We start from the raw sequence: 18780 nt of genomic DNA on the forward strand, positions 1-18780 counted from the left end.
ACTGTCCGGAACCCTTCGGCTGGCTTACTTGGTCTTGCCCGGATCCTTGACCGCCTTGATGACGTCGAACTCGACGTTGTAGAACTGGCCGTCCTTCTTCTCGACACGGCGCAGGTACACGTCCTGCGTGATGTCGCGGGTCTGGGCGTCGATCAGCACCGGGCCGCGCGGGCTCTCGAAGACCTGGCCCTTCATCGCGGCCAGCAGCGCGTCGCCGCCGCCCTGGCCCTTGGTGGTCTTGAGGGCCTCGTAGATCACGCGCATGCCGTCATAGCCGCCGATGGCCATGAAGTTCGGCCGCATGTTCTTGTTGGCCTTCTGGAAGTCTTCCACGAACTTCTTGTTCATGGCCGAGGGATGGGCCGCCGAGTAGTGGTGCGAGGTGACCACGCCGAGCGCGCCGTCGCCCATGTCGTTGAGCTGGTCGTCGTCGGTCACGTCGCCGGTGGCGATCATCTTGATGCCGGCCTTGTCCATGCCGCGCTCGAGGAACTGCTTCATCACCGCCGCACCGGCGCCCGAGGGCACGAAGACGAACAGCGCGTCGGGCTTGGCATCGCGCACCTTCTGCAGGAACGGCGCGAAGTCGGGGTTGCGCAGCGGCACGCGCAGCTTCTCGATCACCTTGCCGCCGTTGAGCTCGAAGCGCTCGCTGAAGAACTTCTCGGCGTCGTTGCCCGGACCGTAGTCGGCCACCAGCGTGACCACGGTCTTGACGCCGTTCTTCGGCGCCCAGTCGCCCATCGCGACCGAGACCTGCGGCAGCGTGAAGCTGGAGCGCACGATGTAGGGCGAGGCCTGGGTGATGCTCGAGGTGGCCGCGGCCATCACGACTTCCGGGGTCTTCGACTGGGTCGCGATCGGCGCCACGGCCAGCGCGGACGGCGTGATGCCGAAGCCGGCCAGCACGTTGACCTTGTCGTTGACCACCAGTTCCTGCGCGATGCGCTTGGTGACATCGGGCAGGCCGGTGTCGTCCTTGACGATCAGCTGGACCTTCTTGCCGGCGACCGTGTCGCCGTGCTGCGCCATGTAAAGACGGGCGGCGGCTTCGATCTGGCGACCGGTGGAGGCCTGCTGGCCGGTCATCGGCAGGATCATCCCGATCTTGAAGGTGTTGTCTTGCGCGTAGGCCAGGGGCATGGCCAGCGCGATGGCGGTCAGGCTGGCAGCCTGGACAAGGTGGCGACGAAGCATGGAACTCTCCTGATTCAATGGGATGCGGGACGGGGGATATTGTGACCAGATGCAAGCGAGCCCGGGCTCCGGCAAACACCTAGCGCTCGCCCCGGTGGAATCAAATTCTGCGCGATCATCAAATCGAATGCGCGATGATCGCGCAGACAGTCCGGCGCCTCACGGAGGGTCGGGCCGCCAGGCGGAGTCGAGCGTGATCGTGCCGACCGCGCGCGAGACGCAGGCGCAGATGCGGCGACCCGATGCCTTCTCGTGCTCGCTCAGGAACACGTCCCGATGGTCGATCTCGCCGTCGACCGCGAGCACGTCCATCGCGCACAGGCCGCATTCGCCGCGCCGGCAGTCCCACAGGGTCTGGACGCCGGCGCCCTCGAGCGCTTCGAGCAGCGTGCTGCCGACGGGAACGGTCAGCACCAGGTCGTGGCGCGGAATGCGCACCTCGAAGGCCTGCGTCGCGAGCCGGCCGCTGCTGCCGAAAGTCTCGAAACGCAGGTCGGCCTGCGGCCGGCCGGCGGCGGCCCAGGCGCGCTTGACGGCTTCGAGCATCGGCACCGGACCGCAGGTGTAGAGCTGGCCGCCCGCGGGCAGCGCGGCGATCTCGGCGGCGAAATCGATGGGCGTGCTGCCGGTGTAGGCCTGGACCCGCGCGCTCGCAGGCTTGTCCAGGGCTTGCCGAAGTTCCGGCAGGTAGGCCAGCTCCTGTGCATTGCGCGCGCCGTAGAGCATGCGCACCGGCACCCCGCTGCGCTCGGCCAGCGCACCCAGGCGCTGCGCCATGTAGACCAGCGGCGTGATGCCGATGCCGCCCGCCACCAGCAGGTAGCCGGGCGCCGTCAGGTCGAGGCCGAAATGGCTCTGTGGCTCGCTCACCAGCAGCCGGTCGCCGACGGCCAGCCGCCACATCGCGAGCGAACCGCCGCGGCCGTCGTCGAGCCGCTTGACCGCGATCCGCCAGCCACGCCCGTCGGGGGCGCCGACCACCGAATAGGAGCGGTTCTGCATGCGCCCCAAACCGGGCTCGCCGACCAGCACCTGCACCTGCAGGTGGGCGCCGGGTTCATGCCCGTCGACGATGCCCGACTCGGGCGTGATCTCGAACTCGCGCACCGTGGCACTGACGTCGCGCAGGGAGGTGATGCGCGCGGGCATCCAGTGGATATCGCTTTTCATCTCAGTTTTCCAGCACGTGATCGCGTGACCCGCAACGCGCGGAACCGTCACATCCCAAGCCCAGGGATACCGTGGATCTGGCTTTGCCAGGCCGCTGGTATCGCCCCCTTGAGGGGGCAGCGCCGCAGGCGCTTCGGGGGTGGTTCATGCTCTGCGCCGAATCAGCTGCACGCCGGGCAGCGGATGGTTCTGGGCGCCATGCAGGGCCTCGCGCAGGTTGCGCTGCGCGAGGCGGCTGTGCTCGCGCATCAGCGCCTCGGCGCGCGAGCCTTCGCGGTTCTCGATCGCATCGAGCACCTGGCCGTGCTGGTCCTGCGCGATCAGGAGCATGTCCCGCGCCGCGGGCGAGTTGGCCTGCACCACGACGAAGCCCGAAGGCGAGGCAAAGGGCAGATTGATCACGCGCTCCATCTGCTTGGCGATCAGCGCACTGCCCGACATCTCGGACAGCAGCCGATGGAATTCCTCGTTGAAGGCCACGTAGTGCGAGAAGGCCGCGTCGTCGAGCGCCGGATCGCGCAGCAGCTCGTCGATGCGCCGCAGGCAGGCCCTGGCCTCGCGCAGCACCACCGGCGGTGCGCCGCGCTCGGCGGCCAGCCGCGCCGACAGGCCTTCGAGGGTGCCACGCAGCTCGATGGCGTCGGCCACGTCGCGTTCCGAGAAGGTGCGCACCGCATAGCCGCCGTTGGGCAGGGCTTCGAGCAGCCCTTCCTGTTCGAGCCGCATCAGCGCGCTGCGCACCGGCGTGCGCGAGACGCCCAGCAGTTCCGACACCGCCACTTCGGCGATCCGCGCGCCGCCCGGCAACTCGCCGGCCAGGATCATCTCGCGCAGCCGCAACTGGGCCTTGACCGCCTGGGACCCGCCGGCTTCGCCCGGCTCGCCGGCCACGGGCAGCGCACTCATCGGGCGAGCTCCGCGGCCTGGATCGGAATCGTCGGCGCCCGCGGCTTCTCGCGCGCCACCATCTGGTCGATCAGCCGCCGCGCCCACATCGCGCCGGCGTCGATGTTGAGGTTGTAGAAGCTGTAGTCGGGCCGGTCGTCGATCGCGCGCTGCTGGGCTTCGAGCACCAGCTCGTCCTCGCGGAAGATGCCCGACACGCCCTCGCGCAACTGGTGCGTGAGCCGTTGTTCGCCGATGCAGTAGTTGCGCGCAAAGGCCCAGAAGTAGAGGCAGGTCTTGTCGGTCTCGGGCGTGATGGTGTTGAGCACGAAGCCGTTGACGCCTTTGCTGCGGTCGCCCGGCGCGCCATCGCGCGGCACGGCGCCGCTGCCCGCCTCGGCCACGCCGACATCGATGTTGACGGTGCAGGGCCCTTCGAAGCGAATGATCTGCCAGCGGTCGACCTTGCCCCGATAGCCATGCGCGTGGTGGATCTGACCGGCCCAGAAGGGCGGCGGGTCGATGTTCTTCATCCAGCGCGTGACGGTGGCCGAACGGTCGCCATGGGTGGCGACGAAAGGCGCCTCGGCCACCTCGCGGTTGCCGATCGACGAGCCATGCACGAAGGTCTCGTGGGTCAGGTCCATGAGGTTGTCGACCACCAGCCGGTAGTCGCAGGCGACGCGGATCATCTTGCCGTCGCCGGCCCACTCGGGGTCGTCGTTCCAGTGCATGTCGGGCACCAGCGCCGGGTCGGCCTTGGCCGGGTCGCCGGGCCAGACCCAGACGAATCGGTGCTTCTCGACCACCGGATAGGCGCGCACGCAGGCCGAGGGATTGAGCGTTTCCTGGCTCGGCATGAAGGTGCAGCGGCCCTGGCTGTTGTAGACCAGGCCGTGGTAGCCGCAGACCACCTCGTCGCCCTCCAGCCGCCCGAGCGACAGCGGCATCAGGCGGTGCCAGCAGGCGTCCTCCAGGGCCGCGACCTGGCCGTCGGTGCGCCGGTAGAGCACCAGGTTCTGGTTGCAGATCGTGCGCGCCAGCAATGCGTGCGAGACCTCGACGTCATAGGCGGCGGCGTACCAGGCGTTGAGCGGAAAAGGGCTGGCTGAGGCTTTCATGGGATACGCAATGTATACATTGATGGCCAAAAGTCCACGCTTTTTGGCAGAATTCAGGGTAAATACCGATCTTTCTGTATCCAGCGAAGGGGTTCACTGTCCGGATACGATCGACCGTTCTTTTCCAGATTCGACGGAGCCCACCCATGTCCCAGCACGCCGCCCTGCCCGCCCGCTACGACCACGTCGGCAGCTTCCTGCGCCCCCGGTACCTGCTCGAAGCGCGCGAGCAGAAGGCCAAGGGCGAGATCACGCCCGAACAGCTTCGCCGTGTCGAAGACAAGGCGATCACCGAGATCGTCAAGTTTCAGGAAGACATCGGCCTCAAGAGCATCACCGACGGCGAGTTCCGCCGCACCTATTTCCACATCGACTTTCTGGAGCAACTGGGCGGCGTGAAGACCGACATCCCGGTCACGATCCGCAAGCCCGACGGCACCGAGGAACTGGCGCCGCCCGTGATGCGCGTGACGGCCAAGGTACGCCACGAGAAGAACATCCAGCTCGCGGACTTCGAATACCTCAAGAGCCAGGTGTCGGCGGGCAACACGCCCAAGGTCACGATCCCCTCGCCCACCATGCTGCACTTCCGCGGCGGCCGCGCCGGCATCAGCCGCGAGGCCTACCCCGAGCTCGACCCGGTGTTCTACGACGACGTCGCCAAGGCCTACGGCGACGAATTGCGCTCGCTGGCCGCGGCCGGCTGCACCTACGTGCAGATGGACGACACCAACCTCGCCTACCTGTGCGACGAGAAGATGCGCGAGGCCGCCCGCCAGCGCGGCGACGACCCCAACGAGCTGCCGCACCGCTACGCCGCATTCATCAACAAGGTGGTGGCGCAGAAGCCCGAAGGCATGCTCCTCGCCATGCACCTGTGCCGCGGCAATTTCAAGAGCACCCACGCGGCGGCCGGCAACTACGAGCCGGTGGCCGAGGCGCTGCTCAAGGAGATGGACCTCGATGCCTACTTCCTCGAGTACGACGACGCCCGCTCGGGCGACTTCCGGCCGCTGCGCTTCCTGCCCAAGGGCAAGACCGTGGTGCTGGGCCTGGTGACGACCAAGTTCGGCGAAATGGAGGACAAGGACGAGCTCAAGGCCCGCATCGAAGCGGCCGCCAAGTACGTCTCGCTCGACCAGCTCGCGCTGTCGCCGCAGTGCGGCTTTTCCAGCACGGTGCATGGCAACAACATCGCGGTCGAGGCGCAGCGCGCCAAGCTGCGATTGGTGGTCGAGACGGCCCAGGAAGTCTGGGGGAAATAGGCTCGCCCCCAGGTCGGGCTCACTGCGTGTAGCCCTCCCACCCCCTGCCGGGGGCAACACCAGCGGCCCGGCGGAGCCGGTTCCGCGGTGTTTCACCAACGGGCCTCGCTTCGCTGGCCGGTTTGAATTGGGGTCGGGGTGAAGTAGGTTCTGTGTCCATGAAGCTCTTCACCCTGTAGCCCTCCCACCCCCTGCCGGGGGCAACACCAGCGGCCCGGCGGAGCCGGTTCCGCGGTGTTTCACCAACGGGCCTCGCTTCGCTGGCCGGTTTGATTTGGGGTCGGGGTGAAGTAGGCTCTGTGTCCATGAAGCTCTTCACCGGCCCCCTCAGCATGTTCGGCGCCAAGGCGCAGATCGCGGCGCTCGAGAAGGGCGTCGCCCTCGATTGCGTCATGGTGCCTTTCGACCGCGACGACCACTACCTGCCCAAGCACCCCGAGGTGCTTCGGGTCAATCCGAAGCGGCAGGTGCCGGTGCTGATCGACGGCGAGGTCGAGCTGTTCGACTCGACGCAGATCTTCGAATACCTGGAGGACCGCGTGCCGGAGCCGGCGCTGTGGCCTCGCGAGGTCGCGGCGCGGGCGCGGGCGCGCCAGCTCGAGCTGATGTCGGACGAGGTCTTCTTTCCGCATGTGATCAGGCTTTTCAGGCTTCAGCAGGAGATGCAGAGTCCGGCAGCGCTCGCGGCCTGCGCCGGCTGCACGGCGTTCTACGCCGAGCTCGAAGTCTTGCTGGCCGGGCGTGACTACCTGGCCGGCAGCTACTCCTTCGCCGACATCGCCTTCTACATGGCGCAGGTGTTCGCCGAGCGCAAGGGCGCGCCCATGACCGGGGCCACGCCCCGGCTGCTCGCCTGGCGCGAGCGCGTGGGCGCGCGCGGCCCGGTGCGCGAAGTGGTCGGACCCATGATGCAGTTCCTGGCTTCGCAGGGGCGTCCGGTGCCGCCCTACCTGCAGGCGCTCCTCCGCCCGTGAACCGCATCGACGACCTGCTCGACTGGCTGCCCTCGCCATCGCAGCACCTGCTGGTGGTGACCTTCGCGCTGCTGGTCTATGTGCTCACCACCCGCGCCCGGCGCGAGCAGCGCGCGCCCGCCACCGCCATCGCGTGGGTCATGGGTCTCGCGCTGCTTCCCTACGTGATCCTCCCGATGTACCTGGTGTTCGGCCAGCGCAAGCTGCGGCCCGTGGGCACGCCGCGGCCGCCGCGTTCGGCGCCGGCGGGGCACTGGGCGGCCGACCTGGTCGAGAGTTTCGGCCTCGCCGCGCCCAGCCGCTGCGACGTGCGGCTTCATTCCGACGGCGCCGCCGCGCGCGATGCGCTGTTCGAGGTGATCGAGGGCGCGCGGCATTCCATCGACGTCTCGACCTTCATCATCGGCGACGACGCGCTCGGGCACGAGGTGATCAACCGGCTCTCGCGCCGAGCGCGCGGGGGCATCAAGGTGCGGGTGCTGCTCGACGGCTTCGGCGCGCTGTCGCTGCCGCGCTCGCATTTCGATTCGTTGCGCGATGCGGGCGCCGAGGTGGCGGTGTTCCGCCCGATCTTCAGCCTGCGCCGCAGCGGCCCGCGCAACCTGCGCAATCACCGCAAGCTCACGATCGCGGACGACGGCTGGCTCTGGTCCGGCGGCAGGAACCTCGCGGGCGAGTACTTCGTCGGCAACGATGCCCATCCGGTGCCCTGGCGCGACCTGTCCTTCGACCTCCGGGGCGACGTGGCGACCGCGGCGGCACGCCAGTTCGACCACGACTGGACCTCGGTGCGCGGCCGCACATCGCGCATCATCGCCGCCGACACGGGACCACGCAGCGACGGCAGCCCGGCGCAGTTCCTGCCCAGCGGACCCGACCAGACCGAGGACACGGCGCAGGCACTGCTGATCGACGCCTGCTTCCGCGCCGAGCATCGCCTGCTCGCGGTCACGCCCTACTTCGTGCCCGGCGACGGCCTGCGCGATGCGCTGCGGCTGGCGGCCCGGCGCGGCGTGCAGGTGACGATCGCGATTCCGGCGCACTCGAACCATCGCCTGGCCGACTTCGTGCGCGCCCGCACCATGCGCGACCTGGCGCGCGCCGGCGTGCTCTTCAGGATGCTGCCCTTCATGGCCCATGCCAAGGCGGTGGTGATGGACGACGACCTGGCGCTGTGCGGCTCGATCAATCTCGACCTGCGCAGCCTGCTGCTCAACCACGAGGCGGCGGTGGTGTTCTACGGCCGCGCCGAGATCGACTGGCTGGCGCAATGGATCGAGACCACCGCCTCGGCCGGCGAGACCTACCGGGCACGCACGCCGGGGCTGCTGCGCGACGTTGCCGAGGGGCTGCTGCTCACGATCGCCTTCCAGCTTTGAGCGATGCACGCGAACATGCCCCATGTCCGATACTCCCTGTCTTGACCCCAACATCAGGAGAGACTCATGGGAACCATGATCGAATTCAAGCGCCCGGATGGCGGCGCAGTGCAAGGTTATCTGGCCGAGGCCGAAAAGGCCTTCGGGTCGGTGGTCGTGATCCAGGAGTGGTGGGGATTGAACGACCAGATCCTCGGTGTGGCCCAGCGATTCGCGCAAGCCGGCTTCACCGCGCTGGTGCCCGATCTCTATCGCGGAAAGAAGACCGTCGAGGCCGAGGAAGCCCACCATCTGATGAGCGGGCTGAACTTCGCCGACGCGGCCTCGCAGGACGTGCGCGGCGCGCTGCAGTATCTGAAGGCGCGCGGCGGCAAGGTGGGCGTCACCGGCTACTGCATGGGCGGCGCGTTGACCCTGCTGGCCTCGTCGATGGCGTCCGAGGCCGATGCCGGTGTGATCTGGTATGGCTACCCGCCGCTGGAGTATGTCGATGCCTCGAAGATCACCGTGCCGCTGATGGCGCATTGGGCCACGCAGGACGCGGCGTTCGCCATCGCCGGCGTCGATGCCCTCGAAGAGAAGCTGAGCGCGGCGGGCGTGCGCTATGAAGGGCATCGCTACCAGGCCCATCACGGCTTCGCCAACGAAACCGCACAAGGCCCGGGCCGGATCCCCATCACGCAATACGACGCCGTCTGGGCCCAGCTCGCCTGGGACCGCACGCTGCGCTTCTTCGGCCGGGAACTCGGCTGACGGCGGTCGGTCGCGGCCGCCGATGCGGCGGCCCGATCGACGTGCCTACTTCGGCTTGTTCGTGTAGCTGGCATTGCCCAGCCCGGTGCCGATCGTCAGCACCGCCCAGCGCTTCACGTCCCGCATGAACGGCAATTCGCTGAGGCCCTGCACCACCGCATCGTTGTGCAGCAGCGCCACGGTCGGCGCCCCGGCGATGGCCGGGATCTTCTTGCACAGCTCGCTCGGCAGGTGGAAGTTGTCGCTGTCCCAGTCGCCCGGCAGGTTCTGCGCGCCGCGCGAGATCGAGCCGTCCTTGCGGATCAGCCCCGGGCAGGCGATGCCGATGAAGGGCGCCAGGCGGATGCCCTTCTTCCTGCCGTAGCGGATCTGCGCCTCGAGCATTTCGGCCAGGCGGTCGATCAGCAGCGTGCGGCTCGGTCGCTCGTCGGCGTGGCGCCATTTCTCGCGCCGCATCACCTTGGCCTTCGACAGGTCGGGCGCGCGCTTCTTGCGCAGCTTGACGATGCCGCAGCGCACGTTGGTGCCGCCGATGTCGAGCGCGAGGATGGCGTCGTGGCCCTTCAGCACCGGCGGCGGCACGAGGTGCACCCAGCCGAGCAGGCCGCCGTCGTCCGGCTCGTGGCAGATCCGGGCCAGTTCCACCGACGCCTTGAGGTCCTGCAGCATGGCTGCCGCCTGCAGCACGGCGCGCTCGCCCACGTCGCTGCCCGGGAATCCGCCGCCGATCACGATCCGCTCCACGCCGGCCCACGACGGCTGGCGCAGGAAGCGTTCGATCACCCAGGCCAGCTCCTGCGCGAACGCCTCGATCGCGCCGTGAAGCATGTCCGAAGCCTCGGACGCCTTGCTCCGGCCGATCGCCTGGTCGAGTTCCCGCTTGCCGAGGTCCTTCGAATGGACGCCGCCCAGCGGGTCCCTGCCCTTGCGCCGACGGCGCTGGCGCCAGCGCTCCAGCAGTTGCCGGAAGGCGGTCTGGCTGGCCTGGTCGCCGATGAAGCCGTCCTTGTCGCGCAGCTGGAGGCTGTAGCTCTCGACCGTCACGCAGAGCAATTCGCGGGCGCCGTGCGCTTCGGCAAGCGGCATCGCCTGCGGATCCTTGGCCATTGCTTTTTTCACTTCTTGCCGGAGGCGATATCGCTCAGTCGGCCGTGGTCTCGAGGATCAGCCGCGCCGTCTCTTCCGGCGCATCCCAATGGGGGTAGTGGCCGCAGCGCTCGAACCAGTGCAGCCGCGCATCGGGGAACAGCTGTTGCGCGCGTGTTGCCTGCCTGGGAGGGCAGACGCGATCGAGGCGGCCCCAGCCGATCACCATCGGCCTGCGCATCCGCCCGCGGGGCGCGCCCTCCAGCGGCGCCCCGCGCATGCAATCCTTCAGCATCGGATCGAAGGACCGGGCCGAGGCGTAGCTGCGCATTTCCTCCAGCACCAGAGCCGGCGACAGCTGGTGAGCGCGCGGCGAGAACCGCGCCAGAAACAGCGATCGCGACCACCCATGGGCGGCCATCGACGGCATCGCGAACTTCAGCGTCCGCGCGAGGCGCATCGACATGCGGATCGCGCCCTGGAACGCCAGGCGCTCCCATCCGGCCCAGAAGCCGCCCGGGTCGAGCAGGACCACCGTGCCCAGCGCCTCGCCGCGACGCGCCAGCTCGAGCACCAGCCGCGCGCCCATCGAACTGCCGACGGCATCGGTGCCCAGCAGATCGTGCTCGCGCAGGAATTGCGCCACCGCAGCGGCCAGCGTCTGCATCGAGACTTCGCCCGCCAGCGGCGGGCTCTTGCCGAAACCCGGGAGATCGATCGCCACCACGGCGCGTTCGGCGGCCAGAGGTTGGAGGATGGTTTGCCACGTGTGCCAGCTGCTGCCCAGTCCATGCACCAGCAGCAGAGGCTTTCCTTGACCGTGGCGGACATAGTTGATCAGCATCCGCCCACTATGGCTGGCCTGGGTGCCGGGCAGCATCAGCACGACGCACCATCGGCTGTAGGAGAAGGGCATCTTCGCGCGCCGATACACTGGCCCGATGCAATTGCCTCGTCGCAGGTGGCTCGCCGCCCTGGCCTTCCTGGCCCTCTTTTGCGCCGCCCTGGCTTCGACCGCCCAGGAGCAGCCGCTGCGCATCGGCTCCAAGCGCTTCACCGAGTCCTACATCCTGGCCGAGGTGCTGGCCCAGACCGCGGCGCCCCGGACTCCGGTCACACCGGTGGTGCGGCAGGGGCTCGGCAACACGGCCATCGTCTACGAGGCCCTGCGCTCCGGCGGGATCGACCTCTACGCCGAGTACACCGGCACCATCGCGCTGGAGATCCTCAAGGGCTCGCCATCGATGACGCTCGAAGCCATGAACGCCGCCTTGCGGCCGCTCGGCCTCGGCGTGGCGGTGCCGCTCGGCTTCAACGACGGCTATGCGCTCGCCATGCGCGCCGCCGACGCCGAGCGGCTCGGCGTGCGCACCCTGAGCGACCTGGCCGGCCATCCGGCGCTGCGGCTCGGCCTCTCGAACGAGTTCATCGGCCGCGCCGACGGCTGGCAGGGCCTGGCGGCGCGCTACGGCTTCGGCCAGACGCCGACCGGGCTGGACCACGGACTGGCCTACGAGGCGATCGCGGCGAAGCAGATCGACGTCATGGACATCTACACCACCGACGCCAAGATCGACCACCTGGGCCTGCGTGTGCTCGAGGACGACCGGCGCTATTTCCCGCGCTACGACGCGGTGCTGCTGTACCGGCTCGACCTGCCGACGCGGCTTCCCGAAGCCTGGGCCGCCTTGCAAAGGCTCGGGGGCCGCATCGACGAGCGCTCGATGATCGCGATGAACGCGCGCGCCGAACTGCAGGGCGTGGCCTTCGACGTCATCGCGCGCGATTTCCTGGCGGCGGGGCAGCCCGGAGCAAAGGCCGCCGCCGCGACCGACGTCGCGGCCCGCGGCTTCATGGCCAAGCTGTTCGGCCCCGACCTGGGTCGGCTTGCTCGCCAGCACCTGCTGCTGGTCGCCATCTCGGTCGGCGTCGCGATCCTGATCGCCGTGCCGCTGGGGATCGCGGTGTTCGCGCACCTGCGGTTGCGCGCCCTCGTGCTGGGCTTGACCGGCCTGCTGCAGACCATCCCCTCGCTGGCGCTGCTGGCGATCCTGATCTCGCTGCTCGGCGTGATCGGCACGCTGCCGGCGCTGATCGCGCTGACGCTCTATTCGCTGCTGCCGATCATGCGCAATACCGTGACCGGGCTCGCCGAAGTGCCCGCCGGCCTGCGCGAGGCCGGCACGGCACTGGGCCTGACCGGCGGGCAGAACCTGCGCGTGGTGCTGCTGCCGCTGGCGCTGCCCACGCTGCTGGCCGGGGTGCGCACCGCGACCACCATCGCGATCGGCACCGCCACCATCGCCGCCTTCATCGGCGCCGGCGGCTTCGGCGAACGCATCGTGACCGGGCTCGCGCTCAATGACCGCCAATTGCTGGTCGCGGGCGCGGTGCCGGCCGCGGTGCTGGCGCTGCTGAGCGAGGCGCTGTTCGAAGCCATCGAAGCCTTCATGCGCCGTCGCCGCGGGGGCGCTCCGGCCTCGGCTTAGACTCGCCTTCCCAAGAAGGCTCTCGCACATGCACATCGTCATCACCGGCGGCGCCGGATTCGTCGGCGCCCGGCTGGCCCGCACCCTGCTCGCCGGCGCGCAACGCTCACTCGCCGGAGCCCTCCCCGCATCGATCACGGCGATCACCCTGGTCGACCGCGCAGCGCCGCCGCCCGACCTCGCGGCCGATCCGCGCGTCGCCGCGGTGGTCGGCGACCTCAATGAACTGCTCGCCAGCGCACCCGAGCGCGTGCTGCCGCCGGGCACCGCGCTGGTCTTCCACCTGGCCGCCGCGGTCAGCGGCGAATGCGAGGCCGATTTCGACCTCGGGATGCGCAGCAATTTCGCCGCCACGAATGCCCTGCTCGACGCCTGCCGCCGGGTCGGCACCGTGCCGACACTGGTGTTCTCGAGCTCGCTCGCGGTCTTCGGCGATTCGCCTGAACAACCGCTGCCGACGGTGATCACCGACCAGACGCTGCCGACGCCGCAGACCAGCTACGGCATCCAGAAATTCGTCGCCGAGCAGTTGGTGGCGGACTACACGCGCAAGGGCTTCATCCGCGGCCGCAGCGTCCGACTCATGACGGTGAGCGTGCGGCCGGGCCGCCCCAACGGCGCCGCCTCCGGCTTCTTCAGCGGCATGATCCGCGAGCCCCTGGCGGGCCTGCCCGCCGCCTGCCCGGTCGCCGACGACACGCCGGTGGCGATCGCCTCGCCGGCGCGCACCATCGAGGGCCTGCTGCGCGCCGCCGAGGCCAGCGATGCCGAATGGGGCCCGCGCACTGCGCTCAACCTGCCCTCGCTCGCCACCACGGTGGGCGAGATGGCGGCGGCGCTGGCGCGCGTGGCCGGCCCGGCCGCCACCGCCCTGCTCGACCGCACGCCCGACCCGTCGATCCGGCGCATCGTGAAGTCCTGGCCCGGGCACTTCGAAACCGCGCGCGCCGCCGCGCTCGGCCTGCAGGCCGACGCCAGCTTCGAGACGGTGATCCGCGACTACGTCCGTGAAAATCCCGACGCAGTGAAGCTCGCTATTGCGGCATAGTCGCAGGTTGCCTTGCGGCCCTGGGTCCGCACTCTTTTCCACTCAGGAGACTCCCCCATGAAATTGAGCCAACTGGCCGCAGGCCTGGTCCTCGGCTTTGGCATCGCGAGCGCGGCCCTTGCGCAGACGACGATGAAGATCAGCATCTCGACCTCGCAGAACTCGCACCAGGGCGTCGCCATCGACACCTTCGCGAAGGAAGTCGCGAAGCGCACCAATGGCCGCTACAAGGTCGAGACCTTCTACAACGGCTCGCTGGGTGGCGAGCGTGAATCCATCGAAGCGGTGCAGCTCGGCACCCAGGAACTCGCCTTCTCGTCGACCGGCCCGGTGCCGAACTTCGTGCCCGAGACCAAGATCCTCGACGTGCCCTTCCTGTTCCGCGACAAGGCGCACGCCCGCGCGGTGCTCGACGGCCCGATCGGCCAGGACATGCTGGTCAAGTTCGACGCCAAGGGCTTCAAGGCATTGGGCTGGGGCGAGAACGGCTTCCGCCACATGACCAACAGCAAGCGCGACGTGAAGGCGCCCGAGGACCTCAAGGGCCTGAAGATGCGCACCATGGAGAACCCGGTGCACATCGCGGCCTACAAGGGCTTCGGCATCATCACCACGCCGATGGCCTTCCCCGAGGTGTTCACCGCGCTCCAGCAGGGCACGGTCGACGGCCAGGAGAACCCGCTGCCCGTGATCATCTCGGCCAAGTTCGACCAGGTGCAGAAGCACCTCACGCTGACCGGCCACGTCTACTCGCCCTGCATCTTCCTGATGAGCAAGGGCACCTTCGACAAGCTCAGCGCCGCCGACAAGCAGGCCTTCCTCGATGCCGCCAAGGAAGGCATCAAGGCCAACCGGGCCCGCGTCGACGAAGACGATGCCAAGGGCGTGGCCGACCTGCGCGCCAAGGGCATGACCGTCATCGACAACGTCGACAAGGCCAAGTTCGTGGCCGCGCTGGCGCCGGTCAACGCCGACTTCGAGAAGCAGTTCGGCAAGGCCAACCTGGACAAGATCCGCGACGTCAAGTAACCCGCCGCCGCGAAACTTCTCGCGGCCGCACGCGCCCGCACAGCCTGCGCTGGCGGGCGTTTTTTTGTCCGAACCCTGATGCGCTCATGAAATCCGCCTTCCTCGCACTCGACCGCTGGACCACCGGCCTGGCGATGGCGATCGCCTGCTTCATGCTGGTGGTCGCCTCCGCCCTCGGCGTGTTCCAGATCGTCACCCGCTTCGTGCTCGAACAACCGGCCGAATGGTCCGAGATCCTGATCCGCATCAGCCTGATCTGGATGGTTTTCCTGGGCATCCCGACCGCCTTCCGCGAGGGCGCGATGGTCAGCGTCGACGTGCTCTACCGCTGGAGTCCACCGAAAGTCCGCCGCGTGCTCGACTGGGTGGTGTGCCTGGCCGCGCTGACCCTGATCGCGGTCATCATCTGGTGGGGCTGGGATTACGCGCAGCGCGGCAGCGTGCAGTCGATGGCCGGCCTCGAATCGGTCTCTATGTTCTGGGCCTACCTGGCGCTGCCGGTGGGCGGGCTGTTCTGCGTGATCGGCATCATCGCCAACCTGATCGACCCGAAGCGCAACGAACTGGAAACCGCTCAATGACCCCCGTGATGATCACGACCATGGTGGTGTGCTTCGCACTCACCATCTCCGTCGCCGTTTCCATCGGCCTGGCCTCGGTGCTCGGCATCCAGGCCTCCAGCGCGAACATGCTGATCTCCGTCAAGGAGATGTTCAACGCGATCAACAAGTTTCCGCTCGCCGCCATTCCCTTCTTCATCCTGGCCGGCAACCTGATGGAGACCGGCGGCATCTCGCGCCGCCTGGTCGACTTCGCCAAGAGCCTGGTGGGCGGCGTGCAGGGCGGCCTGCCGATGACCTGCGTGCTGACCTGCATGATCTTCGCCGCGGTGTCGGGCTCCTCGGTGGCGACCACCTTCGCGATCGGCGCCATCCTGATCCCGGCGCTGATCAAGCACGGCTACCCGGTGGGCTACGCCGCCGCGCTGCAGGCCACCAGCGCCGAGCTCGGCGTGATCATCCCGCCCTCGATCCCGATGATCCTGTACGGCGTCAGCGCCGAGGTCTCGATCGGCGAGCTGTTCATCGCCGGCTTCGGCCCGGGCATCCTGATCAGCCTGGCCCTGATGGCCTTCGTCTACGTCTATTGCAAGTTCAAGGGACTGGGCAAGAACGACGGCGACGGCCGGCTCGGCGTCGGCACCGCGACCTGGCGCGCCGGCTGGGCGCTGCTGATGCCGGTGATCATCCTCGGCGGCATCTACGGCGGCATCTTCACGCCCACCGAGGCGTCGGCGGTGGCGGTGCTCTACGCGCTGATCGTCGGCACGCTGATCTACCGCGAGATCAGGCCGGCCGGACTCTATGCGGTGCTGCGCAAGTCGGTGGTGTCGTCGTCGGTGATCATGTTCATCATCGCCAACGCCGGGCTGTTCGCCTTCCTGATCACGCGCGCCGGCGTGCCCGACGCCATCGGCCGCTGGCTGCAGGAGGTGCTGCAGTCGCCGGCGATGTTCCTGCTCGGCGTCAATGGCGCCCTGTTCGTGATCGGCATGTTCATCGAGACCAGCGCGGCGATCATCGTGCTGGCGCCGATCCTGGCGCCGGTGGCGATGCACTTCGGCATCGATCCGGTGCACTTCGGCCTGGTGATGGTGGTGAACCTGGCGCTCGGCATGATCACGCCGCCCTTCGGCGTCAACCTGTTCGCGGCCTGCACCGTGGCGCGCATTTCGCTCGACCGCATCGTGCCCTACCTGGTCCCGTTCGTGCTGGTGATCCTGGCCTGCCTGATGGTGGTCACCTACGTGCCCGGCATCTCGCTCGGGCTGCGCGACCTGGTCTACTCGAAATAGCGCCGATGCCGGCGGTTTCACGACGCCGTCACGCAAGAGGCCCATGCTGCGGCGCTCGACCACCGAACGCCGCAGCACCCCATGTTCCTCATCAAGACCGACAAGGCGCGCCATGAACTCCGCCCCGGCTGCCGCAGCCTGGGCCAGCGCGAACGCGCCCTGCTGCTGATGGCCGATGGCCAGCGGTCGGTGACCGACTTCGGCCAGCTGTTCGGCGGCCGGGACGAAGCCGGGCGTGTCGCGCTGCATCTGGTGCGCGAAGGCTACCTCCTGGATCGCGGACCCCTGGCGCAGGACCGCGTGCCGATGCCGGTGCAGCAACAGCCGGCCGACCCCGCGCCGGCCGCGGCCGATGCCTTCGACGGCAAGCGCTCGCTCGCCACCACGCGCATGTTCCTTTTCGATCTGTGCGAACGCATGTTCGTGCGCCGCGATCCCCTGCTGGCCGAGCGCTTTCGCGAGCTGCTGCGGGAGGCGCGCGACCGCGCCGCGATGCTGGCCGTGGCGAGCGAGATGCTCGACGAAATCGAACAGGCAGCGGGCACCGAACGCGCCGAGTCGATCCGCGAGCGCATCGACCGGCTGCTGCCTTCGACGGCCGTGCACTGAAAAACGCCGGCCGGGCGGCCGCCGATTCCCTTACACTCGCCCGGTCAGGAGAGCGTCCCGCCACCATGGGACCGCCGAAGGCGCAGGTCCCTCGAAACACGGGCCCGAACGCTCAGGCAAAAGGACTGACGAAGCGCCCGTTCCCGGGCGTTTCCTTGCTGGAGAGAGGCGGTTCGTCGCGCAGTCGCGCCGGTCCGTCCACCGAAGGAGCAAACCCCGATCGTGGGGCGAATCTCTCAGGTAAAGCGGACAGCAGGGGTGGCCCATGGCTTCTCGCCATGGAACTAGACTGCCCCTTTGGAGATACGCCCTTGGCCGCCGCATCCGACGATCTGCAGAAGACCCCGCTCCACGGCCTCCACCTGGAGCTCGGCGCCCGCATGGTGCCCTTTGCCGGCTACGCGATGCCGGTGCAATACCCCGCCGGCCTGATGGCCGAGCACAAGCACACGCGCGAGGCCGCCGGCCTGTTCGACATCTCCCACATGGGACAGCTGCGCCTGGCCGGCCCCGATGCCGCCGCCGCCTTCGAGAGCCTGATGCCGGTCGACGTGATCGGCCTGGCGCCCGGCAAACAGCGCTACGGGCTGCTGCTGAACGACGAAGGCGGCATCCTCGACGACCTGATGTTCTTCAACGAAGGCCAGGATTCGCTGTTCGTGATCGTCAACGGCGCCTGCAAGCAGGCCGATATCGCGCACATCACGGCCCGGATCGGCCAGCGCTGCCAGGTGCTGCCGATGCCCGACCACGCGCTGCTCGCGCTCCAGGGGCCGCAGGCCGCGGCCGCGTTGGCGCGCCTGTCGCCCGGCATCGAGCGCTTCGTCTTCATGACCGGCGGCACGGTGCAGATCGGCGGCATCGCGGCCTTCGTGACGCGCAGCGGCTACACCGGCGAGGACGGTTTCGAGATCTCGGTCGCCGCCCGCGACGCCGAGCCACTGGCCCGCCTGCTGCTGGCCCAGCCCGAGGTGAAGCCGATCGGCCTGGGCGCGCGCAACTCGCTGCGGCTGGAAGCCGGCCTGTGCCTCTATGGCAGCGACATCGACGCCGGCACCACGCCGGTCGAGGCCTCCCTCGGCTGGGCGATCCAGAAGGTGCGGCGCACGGGCGGCGCACGCGAAGGCGGCTTCCCCGGCGCGGCCAGGGTGCTGGCGCAGCTCACCGCCGCCAACGGCGCGGCCGGCCACCTGGACCACGAGACGCTCAAGCGCAAGCGGGTCGGCCTGGTGGCGCTGGAACGCATTCCGGTGCGCGACGGCACGATGCTCGAATCCTTCGAGGGCGGCCTGGCCATCGGCCAGGTCACCAGCGGACTGCTGGGCCCGACCGTCGACCGGCCGGTCGCAATGGGCTACGTCGCGCTGGCCTATGCCGAGCCCGGAACACGGATCCAGGCCATCGTGCGCGGCAAGCCGGTGCCGATGGAAGTGAGCACCCTGCCCTTCGTTCCCGCGCGCTACCACCGGGGCTGAGGCCTTCCTCGATTTCTCGATTTCTTCAAGCCAGACACTTTTCAAGGAGATTTTCATGAGCCTCAAGTACACCAAGGACCACGAGTGGGTGCGGCAGGAAGCCGACGCGGCGCTGGTCACGGTCGGCATCACGGTGCATGCGCAGGACGCCCTCGGCGACGTGGTCTTCGTCGACCTGCCCGAAGTCGGCAAGAGCTTCGCCCAGGGCGATGTCGCCGGCGTGGTCGAGTCGGTCAAGGCCGCGGCCGACGTGTTCATGCCGGTGTCTGGCGAGATCACCGAGGTCAACGAGGCGCTGCGCGCCGATCCCTCGCTCGCCAACAGTGCACCGATGGACGCCGGCTGGTTCTTCAAGGTGCGCGTGAGCGACCCCGCGCAGCTCGAGCCGCTGCTCGACGAAACCGCCTACGCGAAATTCTCCGCCGACAACTGACCCCTACGCCCG

At 68.7% G+C, this 18780-nt stretch carries 18 protein-coding genes and 2 riboswitches; of the genes, 12 read left to right on the plus strand and 6 right to left on the minus strand.

Translation table 11 applies throughout. The annotated features are described in order from the left end of the window. Positions 1-24 precede the first annotated feature (24 nt). The 4 genes from AC1D2O_RS06775 to AC1D2O_RS06790 all read right to left on the minus strand — a co-directional run bounded on the left by AC1D2O_RS06775 (position 25) and on the right by AC1D2O_RS06790 (position 4373). On the minus strand, positions 25-1197 hold the full coding sequence (locus AC1D2O_RS06775; RefSeq protein ID WP_478156549.1) for an ABC transporter substrate-binding protein: 1173 nt from the start codon (positions 1195-1197) through the stop codon (positions 25-27). Positions 1198-1356: 159 nt separating this feature from the next. Then, positions 1357-2367 (minus strand): PDR/VanB family oxidoreductase, encoded by a 1011-nt coding sequence (locus AC1D2O_RS06780; RefSeq protein ID WP_478156551.1) that lies wholly within the window; start codon positions 2365-2367, stop codon positions 1357-1359. A gap of 144 nt (positions 2368-2511) precedes the next feature. Continuing rightward, positions 2512-3273 carry a GntR family transcriptional regulator gene (locus AC1D2O_RS06785; RefSeq protein WP_478156552.1) on the minus strand — a complete coding sequence of 254 codons (762 nt, stop codon included), beginning with the start codon at positions 3271-3273 and terminating at the stop codon, positions 2512-2514. Further along, positions 3270-4373 (minus strand): aromatic ring-hydroxylating dioxygenase subunit alpha, encoded by a 1104-nt coding sequence (locus AC1D2O_RS06790; protein ID WP_478156554.1) that lies wholly within the window; start codon positions 4371-4373, stop codon positions 3270-3272. Before AC1D2O_RS06790 ends, AC1D2O_RS06785 begins: the two co-directional genes overlap by 4 nt. Before the next feature lie 146 nt (positions 4374-4519). On the opposite strand from AC1D2O_RS06790, the gene AC1D2O_RS06795 reads away from it, so the two are divergent. From AC1D2O_RS06795 to AC1D2O_RS06810, 4 genes are all read left to right on the plus strand, one after another. Then, entirely contained in the window at positions 4520-5638 is a 1119-nt protein-coding gene (locus tag AC1D2O_RS06795; RefSeq protein WP_478093836.1) for a 5-methyltetrahydropteroyltriglutamate--homocysteine S-methyltransferase, read from the plus strand. Between the two features lie 305 nt (positions 5639-5943). Further along, a complete protein-coding gene (locus tag AC1D2O_RS06800; RefSeq protein ID WP_478093838.1) occupies positions 5944-6612 on the plus strand; it encodes a glutathione S-transferase family protein in 669 nt (222 codons plus the stop codon). Then, positions 6609-7991, plus strand: coding sequence for a phospholipase D-like domain-containing protein (locus tag AC1D2O_RS06805; protein ID WP_478156568.1), 1383 nt, complete (start codon positions 6609-6611; stop codon positions 7989-7991). Before AC1D2O_RS06800 ends, AC1D2O_RS06805 begins: the two co-directional genes overlap by 4 nt. Before the next feature lie 75 nt (positions 7992-8066). Then, complete coding sequence (locus AC1D2O_RS06810) at positions 8067-8744, plus strand: dienelactone hydrolase family protein (RefSeq protein WP_478093306.1); 678 nt, start codon at positions 8067-8069, stop codon at positions 8742-8744. Between the two features lie 45 nt (positions 8745-8789). On the opposite strand, the gene AC1D2O_RS06815 is transcribed toward AC1D2O_RS06810, so the two are convergent. Next, a complete protein-coding gene (locus AC1D2O_RS06815) occupies positions 8790-9851 on the minus strand; it encodes an ROK family protein (protein ID WP_478093302.1) in 1062 nt (353 codons plus the stop codon). A 34-nt stretch (positions 9852-9885) separates the two neighbouring features. Next, positions 9886-10746: an alpha/beta fold hydrolase gene (locus AC1D2O_RS06820; protein ID WP_478093300.1), complete on the minus strand. Its 861-nt coding sequence runs from the start codon at positions 10744-10746 to the stop codon at positions 9886-9888. Between the two features lie 25 nt (positions 10747-10771). Between AC1D2O_RS06820 and AC1D2O_RS06825 the strand changes: the two genes are divergently transcribed. The 8 genes from AC1D2O_RS06825 (at position 10772) to gcvH (ending at position 18768) form a co-directional block, all read left to right on the plus strand. Then, positions 10772-12319: an ABC transporter permease/substrate-binding protein gene (locus AC1D2O_RS06825; protein ID WP_478093298.1), complete on the plus strand. Its 1548-nt coding sequence runs from the start codon at positions 10772-10774 to the stop codon at positions 12317-12319. 28 nt (positions 12320-12347) lie between these two features. Beyond that, on the plus strand, positions 12348-13367 hold the full coding sequence (denD, locus tag AC1D2O_RS06830) for a D-erythronate dehydrogenase (protein WP_478156570.1): 1020 nt from the start codon (positions 12348-12350) through the stop codon (positions 13365-13367). 57 nt (positions 13368-13424) lie between these two features. Beyond that, the gene (locus tag AC1D2O_RS06835) at positions 13425-14396 is read left to right on the plus strand and encodes a TRAP transporter substrate-binding protein (RefSeq protein WP_478094620.1); all 972 of its coding nucleotides are present in this window, start codon (positions 13425-13427) and stop codon (positions 14394-14396) included. 86 nt (positions 14397-14482) lie between these two features. Beyond that, complete coding sequence (locus AC1D2O_RS06840; RefSeq protein WP_478094621.1) at positions 14483-14977, plus strand: TRAP transporter small permease; 495 nt, start codon at positions 14483-14485, stop codon at positions 14975-14977. Then, complete coding sequence (locus AC1D2O_RS06845; protein WP_478156571.1) at positions 14974-16251, plus strand: TRAP transporter large permease; 1278 nt, start codon at positions 14974-14976, stop codon at positions 16249-16251. The genes AC1D2O_RS06840 and AC1D2O_RS06845 overlap by 4 nt, the downstream gene beginning before the upstream one ends. Positions 16252-16332: 81 nt before the next feature. Next, complete coding sequence (locus tag AC1D2O_RS06850; protein ID WP_478094042.1) at positions 16333-16860, plus strand: hypothetical protein; 528 nt, start codon at positions 16333-16335, stop codon at positions 16858-16860. Positions 16861-16903: 43 nt separating this feature from the next. Beyond that, positions 16904-16990: riboswitch (glycine riboswitch) on the plus strand. A gap of 18 nt (positions 16991-17008) precedes the next feature. Then, positions 17009-17123: riboswitch (glycine riboswitch) on the plus strand. A gap of 15 nt (positions 17124-17138) precedes the next feature. Further along, positions 17139-18335, plus strand: a complete 1197-nt coding sequence (gcvT, locus tag AC1D2O_RS06855) for a glycine cleavage system aminomethyltransferase GcvT (RefSeq protein ID WP_478094044.1) — start codon at positions 17139-17141, stop codon at positions 18333-18335. 55 nt (positions 18336-18390) lie between these two features. Then, on the plus strand, positions 18391-18768 hold the full coding sequence (gene gcvH / locus AC1D2O_RS06860) for a glycine cleavage system protein GcvH (protein ID WP_478094045.1): 378 nt from the start codon (positions 18391-18393) through the stop codon (positions 18766-18768). Positions 18769-18780: the final 12 nt, after the last annotated feature.

This window comes from Variovorax sp. P1_G12 (assembly GCF_056405555.1).

Coding starts and splice junctions, on each gene's coding strand:
- gcvH (WP_478094045.1), top strand. CDS start 18,391: ATGAGCCTCAAGTACACCAAGGACCACGAGTGGGTGCGGCAGGAAGCC.
- AC1D2O_RS06775 (WP_478156549.1), bottom strand. CDS start 1,197: ATGCTTCGTCGCCACCTTGTCCAGGCTGCCAGCCTGACCGCCATCGCG.
- AC1D2O_RS06820 (WP_478093300.1), bottom strand. CDS start 10,746: ATGCCCTTCTCCTACAGCCGATGGTGCGTCGTGCTGATGCTGCCCGGC.
- AC1D2O_RS06790 (WP_478156554.1), bottom strand. CDS start 4,373: ATGAAAGCCTCAGCCAGCCCTTTTCCGCTCAACGCCTGGTACGCCGCC.
- AC1D2O_RS06835 (WP_478094620.1), top strand. CDS start 13,425: ATGAAATTGAGCCAACTGGCCGCAGGCCTGGTCCTCGGCTTTGGCATC.
- gcvT (WP_478094044.1), top strand. CDS start 17,139: ATGGAACTAGACTGCCCCTTTGGAGATACGCCCTTGGCCGCCGCATCC.
- AC1D2O_RS06840 (WP_478094621.1), top strand. CDS start 14,483: ATGAAATCCGCCTTCCTCGCACTCGACCGCTGGACCACCGGCCTGGCG.
- AC1D2O_RS06850 (WP_478094042.1), top strand. CDS start 16,333: ATGTTCCTCATCAAGACCGACAAGGCGCGCCATGAACTCCGCCCCGGC.
- AC1D2O_RS06825 (WP_478093298.1), top strand. CDS start 10,772: ATGCAATTGCCTCGTCGCAGGTGGCTCGCCGCCCTGGCCTTCCTGGCC.
- AC1D2O_RS06800 (WP_478093838.1), top strand. CDS start 5,944: ATGAAGCTCTTCACCGGCCCCCTCAGCATGTTCGGCGCCAAGGCGCAG.
- AC1D2O_RS06845 (WP_478156571.1), top strand. CDS start 14,974: ATGACCCCCGTGATGATCACGACCATGGTGGTGTGCTTCGCACTCACC.
- denD (WP_478156570.1), top strand. CDS start 12,348: ATGCACATCGTCATCACCGGCGGCGCCGGATTCGTCGGCGCCCGGCTG.
- AC1D2O_RS06815 (WP_478093302.1), bottom strand. CDS start 9,851: ATGGCCAAGGATCCGCAGGCGATGCCGCTTGCCGAAGCGCACGGCGCC.
- AC1D2O_RS06785 (WP_478156552.1), bottom strand. CDS start 3,273: ATGAGTGCGCTGCCCGTGGCCGGCGAGCCGGGCGAAGCCGGCGGGTCC.
- AC1D2O_RS06780 (WP_478156551.1), bottom strand. CDS start 2,367: ATGAAAAGCGATATCCACTGGATGCCCGCGCGCATCACCTCCCTGCGC.
- AC1D2O_RS06810 (WP_478093306.1), top strand. CDS start 8,067: ATGATCGAATTCAAGCGCCCGGATGGCGGCGCAGTGCAAGGTTATCTG.
- AC1D2O_RS06795 (WP_478093836.1), top strand. CDS start 4,520: ATGTCCCAGCACGCCGCCCTGCCCGCCCGCTACGACCACGTCGGCAGC.